This is a genomic window from Mycobacterium sp. 852002-51961_SCH5331710, from assembly GCF_001665535.1.
Lineage (GTDB): Bacteria > Actinomycetota > Actinomycetes > Mycobacteriales > Mycobacteriaceae > Mycobacterium.
Window position 1 is genome coordinate 26,675 of record NZ_LZSQ01000068.1, and the last position, 6,449, is coordinate 33,123.

General features: G+C 67.7%; 9 protein-coding genes, 1 pseudogene and 1 riboswitch. Of the genes and pseudogenes, 8 read left to right on the forward strand and 2 right to left on the reverse strand.

Features of this window, described 5'->3' with window-relative positions:
* Positions 1-15 precede the first annotated feature (15 nt).
* The 7 genes and pseudogenes from rpmB to A5752_RS11250 all read left to right on the forward strand — a co-directional run bounded on the left by rpmB (position 16) and on the right by A5752_RS11250 (position 4,430).
* Positions 16-252: a 50S ribosomal protein L28 gene (gene rpmB, locus A5752_RS11225; RefSeq protein WP_067085157.1), complete on the forward strand. Its 237-nt coding sequence runs from the start codon at positions 16-18 to the stop codon at positions 250-252.
* On the forward strand, positions 252-416 hold the full coding sequence (gene rpmG / locus A5752_RS11230; RefSeq protein WP_067085159.1) for a 50S ribosomal protein L33: 165 nt from the start codon (positions 252-254) through the stop codon (positions 414-416). The genes rpmB and rpmG overlap by 1 nt, the downstream gene beginning before the upstream one ends.
* 50 nt (positions 417-466) lie before the next feature.
* Positions 467-748 (forward strand): annotated as a pseudogene (locus A5752_RS27095) (WhiB family transcriptional regulator); the annotation flags it as partial.
* Positions 738-864, forward strand: a riboswitch (cobalamin riboswitch). (Overlaps the previous pseudogene by 11 nt.)
* An 89-nt stretch (positions 865-953) precedes the next feature.
* Positions 954-1,934 carry an ABC transporter substrate-binding protein gene (locus tag A5752_RS11235; protein WP_067085161.1) on the forward strand — a complete coding sequence of 327 codons (981 nt, stop codon included), beginning with the start codon at positions 954-956 and terminating at the stop codon, positions 1,932-1,934.
* Positions 1,931-3,001: a FecCD family ABC transporter permease gene (locus A5752_RS11240; RefSeq protein ID WP_067085164.1), complete on the forward strand. Its 1,071-nt coding sequence runs from the start codon at positions 1,931-1,933 to the stop codon at positions 2,999-3,001. Before A5752_RS11235 ends, A5752_RS11240 begins: the two co-directional genes overlap by 4 nt.
* Positions 2,998-3,780 (forward strand): ABC transporter ATP-binding protein, encoded by a 783-nt coding sequence (locus tag A5752_RS11245; RefSeq protein ID WP_067085165.1) that lies wholly within the window; start codon positions 2,998-3,000, stop codon positions 3,778-3,780. Before A5752_RS11240 ends, A5752_RS11245 begins: the two co-directional genes overlap by 4 nt.
* The gene (locus tag A5752_RS11250; RefSeq protein ID WP_067085174.1) at positions 3,777-4,430 is read left to right on the forward strand and encodes a (2Fe-2S)-binding protein; all 654 of its coding nucleotides are present in this window, start codon (positions 3,777-3,779) and stop codon (positions 4,428-4,430) included. Before A5752_RS11245 ends, A5752_RS11250 begins: the two co-directional genes overlap by 4 nt.
* Here the strand turns inward: A5752_RS11250 and A5752_RS11255 are convergent.
* A complete protein-coding gene (locus A5752_RS11255; protein ID WP_067085167.1) occupies positions 4,423-5,181 on the reverse strand; it encodes a LamB/YcsF family protein in 759 nt (252 codons plus the stop codon). The two genes, A5752_RS11250 and A5752_RS11255, sit on opposite strands and share 8 nt — an antisense overlap.
* Positions 5,178-5,849 (reverse strand): 5,6-dimethylbenzimidazole synthase, encoded by a 672-nt coding sequence (bluB, locus tag A5752_RS11260; RefSeq protein ID WP_067085169.1) that lies wholly within the window; start codon positions 5,847-5,849, stop codon positions 5,178-5,180. Before bluB ends, A5752_RS11255 begins: the two co-directional genes overlap by 4 nt.
* A 66-nt stretch (positions 5,850-5,915) precedes the next feature.
* Here bluB and A5752_RS11265 point away from each other — a divergent pair.
* Positions 5,916-6,449, forward strand: a 534-nt coding sequence (locus tag A5752_RS11265) for a metal ABC transporter solute-binding protein, Zn/Mn family (protein ID WP_156613773.1), incomplete at its 3' end; no start/stop codon positions are given.

The window sequence follows — 6,449 nt, forward strand, 5'->3', positions numbered from 1 at the left end:
CGACCGAGGAGGATCATGTCAGCGCACTGTCAGGTAACCGGCCGAGCACCAGGCTTCGGCAACTCCGTATCGCACTCACATCGGCGCACCCGTCGTCGCTGGAGCCCGAACATTCAGATGAAGACGTACTACCTCGCGTCAGAGGACCGCCGGATCAAACTGCGGGTGAGCGCCAAGGGCATCAAGGTCATCGACCGCGACGGCATTGAAGCCGTTGTCGCACGCCTACGCAAGCAGGGACAGAAGATCTGATGGCGCGCACCGATATCCGGCCGATCGTCAAGCTGCGGTCGACGGCCGGCACAGGCTACACGTACGTCACGCGCAAGAACCGCCGAAACGACCCGGACCGCTTAGTGCTGCGCAAATACGATCCGGTCATTCGTCGTCATGTCGATTTTCGCGAGGAGCGCTGATGGCGATGGCGGAAAAGCCGAGCCGGCGCCAGCCCGCATCGGATTTCAATTGGCAATCGCACGCCAGATGTCGGGGGTTGCCGACGGAGATGTTTTTCGCGTCGGACGGCGAACGGGGCCAGCTCCGAGCGGCTAGTGAGGAACGCGCCAAGAGAGTGTGTCGGTCGTGCCCGGTGCAGCGGGACTGTCTGCGGTATGCCGTGGTTTCCGTGGAGGCCTGGGGCGTGTGGGGTGCAACGACGCCGCGAGAGCGGGCGCTCGTGATCCGAGGACAACCGAATCAACCGACTGGGCACCACCCGGCCGAGGTGTGGCAGGATCACTCGGCATAGGCGATCGTGACCCGAGGAAGCCGGTGTGAATCCGGCGCGGTCCCGCCACTGTGAGCGGCGAGGTCTCTACGAGATCGAGCCGAGAGCCAGATACTCACGCGGTCGCCTCCTCACGAAACTGGGGCGGATCTCCCCGGTGAGGCTGACCTCGGCGTGCCGAGAGCGCTTCCCGTGGTGTCCGCGCACGACGGAAGGCACGGGACACATGGCGGCGCGCCGATACCTTGTCACGGCGGTGATCACGGCACTTCTCCTTGTCGCCTGTGGCGCCCCGAGCCAGCCAACCGATGCGACATTCGGTGAGGCTGCGGCGGGATTCCCCGTCACCGTTACCAATTGCGGCGTCACGACGACCTACGACCGACCGCCGCGCCGGGCCGTGGCCCTGAACCAGCACTCGATCGAGACGATGCTCGCGCTGGGACTGGAGAAGTCCTTGGTCGGCACCGCATTCCTCGACGATTCGATCCTGCCCGAGTACCGGGACGCCTACGACTCGATACCGGTGATCGCCGAGGAATACCCGTCGTACGAGAATCTGCTCGCGGTCGAACCCGACTTCGTATACGGCGGATGGGCCAGCGCATTCGACGAGAAGGAGGGGCGCGGGCGGGAGCGCTTGAGCGATGTCGGCATCGACACGCACCTCAACTCCGAGAACTGCTCCGACGCACCGATGACGCTGGCTGCGGTCGACGACGAGATACGCACCGTGGGTCGGATATTCGGCGTGAGCGACAGCGCCGAACGGGAAGTCGAACGCCAGCAGGAAACCCTGGAGGAGAGTCGTTACTGCGTTCGCGACGCGGTGACAGTCGACGTGGCCGTCTACGACAGCGGCGAGGCCACGGTGTTCACCTCGGGCGGGCAGGGCATCGGCAACCGGATCATCGAATCGGCCGGTGGGCGCAACCTGTTCGCCGACGTGCAGAAGGTCTGGGCGGACGTCTCGTTCGAACAGTTCGCCGAGCGGGCTCCGGAGGTCATCCTGATCTACGACTACGGTGACCAGTCGGTCGAGCAGAAAAAGCGATTCCTGCTCAACAATCCGGTGCTGCAGCAGGTGCCCGCGATCCGCGATCAGCGCTTCGCGGTGTTGCCGCTGTCCGCGATCACGGCGGGGGTGCGCATCGGACGTGCGGTGAGATCGCTTGCCGAGCAACTACATCCATTGGCGTTCGGATGACGGCGGTCGTCCTGGACAAGCCGGTGAAAACCACACCGCCTCGGCGCCAACGCCTTCCGTACGGCCTCGTGCTGACGATGCTTGTGGGACTGCTTATCGTGTGCGTGACCGCAGGGGCCACCATCGGATCGGTCAACCTCCCGCCGGGTCAGGTGTGGCAGATCCTGCTGCACCGGATCAATCCGATGCTGGTCGATCCGACGTGGCCGCCGGTGCGTGCCTCGATCGTCCTCGACGCACGACTCCCTCGAGTTGCGCTGGCGGCGGTCATCGGAGCTGGCCTGGCGGCCTGCGGGATGGTGCTGCAGGCTGTCGTGCGCAACCCGCTGGCGGATCCGATGTTGTTGGGCGTCTCGTCGGGCGCATCGGTCGGTGCGGTCGCGATACTGGTGGCCGGCGCCGGCGCCGGCCTGTTCGTGCTGCCATCGGCGGCGTTCATCGGAGCGCTGATCGCCTTGGCGGCCGTCTATTTCCTCGCCCGCACCGGCGGCCGGATGACCACGCTACGACTGATCCTCGCCGGGGTCGCAGTCGCGGAGGTGCTGTCGGCCGTCGCGAGTCTGTTGATCGTCACCTCCGACGACCCGCACAAAGCGCAGGCCGCGGTGCGCTGGATGCTCGGCGGCCTCGGTGGGGCGACCTGGTCGATGGTGTGGATGCCGGCCGCCATCGTGGCGGTCGGCACCGCCGCACTGCTCGCCGTGACCCGTCCGTTGAACCTGCTGTACACAGGTGAAGAGGCGGCTGCGGCTTTGGGTTTGGACGTTCATCGCTTCCGCGCGGCCATGTTCGTCGTGGTCGCGTTGATGGTCGGTGCCATGGTCGCGGTCAGCGGTGCGATCGGCTTCGTGGGTCTGGTCATGCCGCACATCGTGCGAATGCTCGTCGGGGCGGATCACCGTCGCGCACTGCCGGCGACCGTGCTGCTCGGGGCATCGTTCCTCATTGCGTGCGACATCGCCGCGCGCACCGTGGCGGCTCCGGAGGAGCTGCCCGTCGGCGTGCTCACCGCGCTCGTCGGCGGGCCCTACTTCCTGTGGCTCATGCGGCGCAAGGTATCGGCATGACCGGAGGGATCCACGTCGACGACGTGACGGTGTCAACGGGGCGAAAGGCGTTGATCCGCAACGTCTCCATGCAAGTCGAGCGGGGCGAGATGGTGGCCGTCGTCGGGCCCAACGGCGCAGGCAAGACCACGCTGCTGCGCACGCTCTATCGCGCTGCGCGGCCGTCGTCCGGGCGTGTGCTGGTGGGCGACGAGGACATCTGGCGGATGTCCGCCAAAAGCGCAGCACAAAGGGTCGCCGCGGTATTGCAGTACACACCAGGGGATTTCGCGCTCACCGTCTACGACGTCGTGGCCATGGGAAGGACACCGTACAAGCGTGCGTTCGACGCAGACAACGCCGACGACCGCCGCATCATCGCCGAAGCGCTCGAAGCCGTGGACGTAGCCGAACTGGCGGGCGAGCCGTTCGACCGGCTGTCAGGCGGTCAGAAGCAGCGGGTGATGATCGCACGTGCGCTGACGCAGAGAACCGACATGATCGTGTTGGACGAACCGACCAACCACCTCGATCTGCGCCACCAGCACGACGCCCTGCACCTGTTGCGCACGACAGGCGCCACGGTCCTAGCGGCCTTACACGACCTCAATCTCGCCGCGGCATACTGCGACCGGATCTGCGTTCTCGACGCCGGCACCGTGGTAGCGATCGGCACACCCGCGGAGGTGCTGACCGTGGACATGCTCGCCGATGTCTACGGCGTCGACGCGCGGGTCGATCTCGATGCGGGCATCGATCGAATGCGGATCGACGTGACACCGAAGGAGTGGGTCCGGTGAGGATCGACGGAGTACTCGACGACATCGCCCGCTACGGCGGGTTCTTCGCCATCTCACACGGATCCGCCGGCCCCGGTTGGCGGCCGGTCAGCGCTTGTTACGCCGACGGCTATCGGGACCTCATCGATACGACGGCGGCCCGCTACCGCACGACCGACCGGCGCGTCGCCGCCTCGCTGGTCCAGATGAGCCACGCGTCGCGGCTGTGGTCGCCGGTTCTCGCCTGCGCCCTCGCACACGGAGTTCTACCCGACCTCACGGGACTGCAGCGGGCCGGCGACGGCGCCGAGCTGAGACTGCCTGTGCCGGAGGGTAGCCCGCTGCCGACGAATCCGGTCGAGTCGCTGTACCGCATCGTGGTGCAGGACCACCTCGAGGTGTTGGCCGAAGGGCTGCGGGTCAAGGTCGCGACCGGACTGCTGTACGGCAACATCGCGTCGGCGTTGGTGGCCGCGACCCGAGCGCTGTACTCGGTGCGGCCCGAACTTCGCGACGAGGCGACGCGCCTGGCGCGACAGTTGCTGCAGACCGGCAGCCTGGCCGGTACCGGGATTGTCAAGCACAACTTGGCTTTTCGCCGCAACAGCTGCTGCCTGTACTACCGGGTCGCCGACGGCGCAAAATGCGCGGACTGCGCGTTGCTCACGTAAAAGGCTTGATGTCGACGCCCTCATCCTGCAGGCGGTCCCGCACCACCGTGGCGATCTGCACGGCGCCCGGCGAATCACCGTGCACACAAATCGAATCGACGGTGATCGGGATGGTCGAGCCGTCGACCGCGTCGACCCGGCCCGCCAACACCATCGACGCGATCCGGTCGGCGATCACGTCGGTGTCGTGCAGGACGGCGCCGCGCTGACGGCGGTCCACCAGCCGGCCATCCGGCCGATACGCGCGGTCGGCGAACGCCTCCGGCACGATGCGCAATCCGAGCTCTTCGGCCTCGCGGAAGAACGCCGATCCCGCCAGCCCGAGCACGGGAAGGCCGGGATCCACGGCGTGCACGGCTTCGGCGACGGCGCGGGCCTGATCGGTGTTGGTCACGATCGCGAAGTACAGCGCCCCATGTGGTTTGACGTATCTGACCTCGGTCCCGGCCGCGCGGGCCATCGCCTGTAGCGCGCCGATCTGGTAGATGACGTCGGCCTTGAGATCCTCTGGCGTCGCGTCGATGAACCGCCTTCCGAAGCCTGCGAGGTCGCGATAGCTCACCTGCGCGCCGATCCGCACATCACGTTCGGCGGCCGCCCGGCACGTCCGCAACAGCAGCGCCGGGTCGCCTGCGTGGAAGCCGCACGCGACGTTGGCGCTCGTCACGATGTCGAGCATGGCCTCGTCGTCGCCCAGGCGCCACACCCCGAAACCCTCGCCGAGGTCGGCATTCACATCGATGGTTCTCACGATGGCAGCCCCGCTGAAGTGGTGTCGGGCCAACGGTTTTCGGCGACGAATTCGGTCAGTGGCCGACCGATCGTCCATTCGTCGATCTCCAGCTGGGGGCGATCCGGGAAGTCAGGCACCGGGCCGAGGCACAGAATCGCAACGGGCTCGGCCCCGTCAGGCATGTGCAGCAATTCCGCGAGCCTTCCGGGTTCGAAGATCGACACCCACCCCATGCCCAGGCCCTCGGCACGCGCTGCGAGCCAGAGGTTCTGGATCGCGCACGAAACCGACGCCAGGTCCATGTGCGGCAGTGTGCGGCGTCCGAACACATGCCCCTGGCGACCGTCGCCGAGCGCGACGACGAGAAGTTCGGCGCATTCGGAGATTCCCTCGACCTTGAGCGCCAGGAACTCCTCGCCGCGTGGCCCCAGCGCCTCGGCGGTGCGCACGCGTTCGTCGTCGACGAGATCGCGGATGCGTCGCCGCAACTCACCGTCGGTGATCCGGATGAATCGCCAGGGCTGCATCAGCCCCACGCTCGGCGCGGCGTGTGCGGCCTGCAGCAGCCGGGCCAGCACGTCCTCGGGTACCACCGCACCGGAAACGAATCGGCGCATGTCGCGGCGCTCGGCAATCACCCGGTAGACCGCGCGGCGTTCCTCGACGTCGAACGCGTGCTGGTTCACGCGGCCAGCTTAGGCGTCTGGGGTCGTCCGATCGCGGTGGCGGCGCGGTCGAGTCAGCACACTCTAATGGAAACGGTTATCGTTATCGCTGTGAAGCCACCCCGGATCGCCCGCACGATCGCCGCCGGTCTGGTGCTTGTGGCGCCGTTCGGCGTCGCGGCATGCGCCGGCGATGACGATCGGTCCCAGGAGACCAGCGGCGATCCATGCCCCGTGCAGCCGGTCGACGTCGTCGTCAGCGTGGACCAGTGGGGCGGCATCGTCTCCCAGCTGGGCGGGGCCTGCGCGAACGTCGACACCGTGCTGGCCGGCTCGTCGGTCGACCCTCACGATTTCGAGCCCGCACCCTCGGATGCCGCCAAGTTCGAGGGCGCCCAACTGGTGGTCCTCAACGGCGGGCACTACGACGAGTGGGCGGCCAAGCTCGCCGCCAGCACGGCGCCGGATGCGCCGGTCGTGACGGCGCTCGGCGCCGAACCCGGAGGCGATGCGAACCCGCACGCCTGGTACGACCCGGCGGCGGGGGGCGCGGGGGCCGCCCCGGGGCCCCCCCCGCCGGGGCCCCGGCCGGGGGGGGGGGGGGGGGGGGGCCGCCCGGGC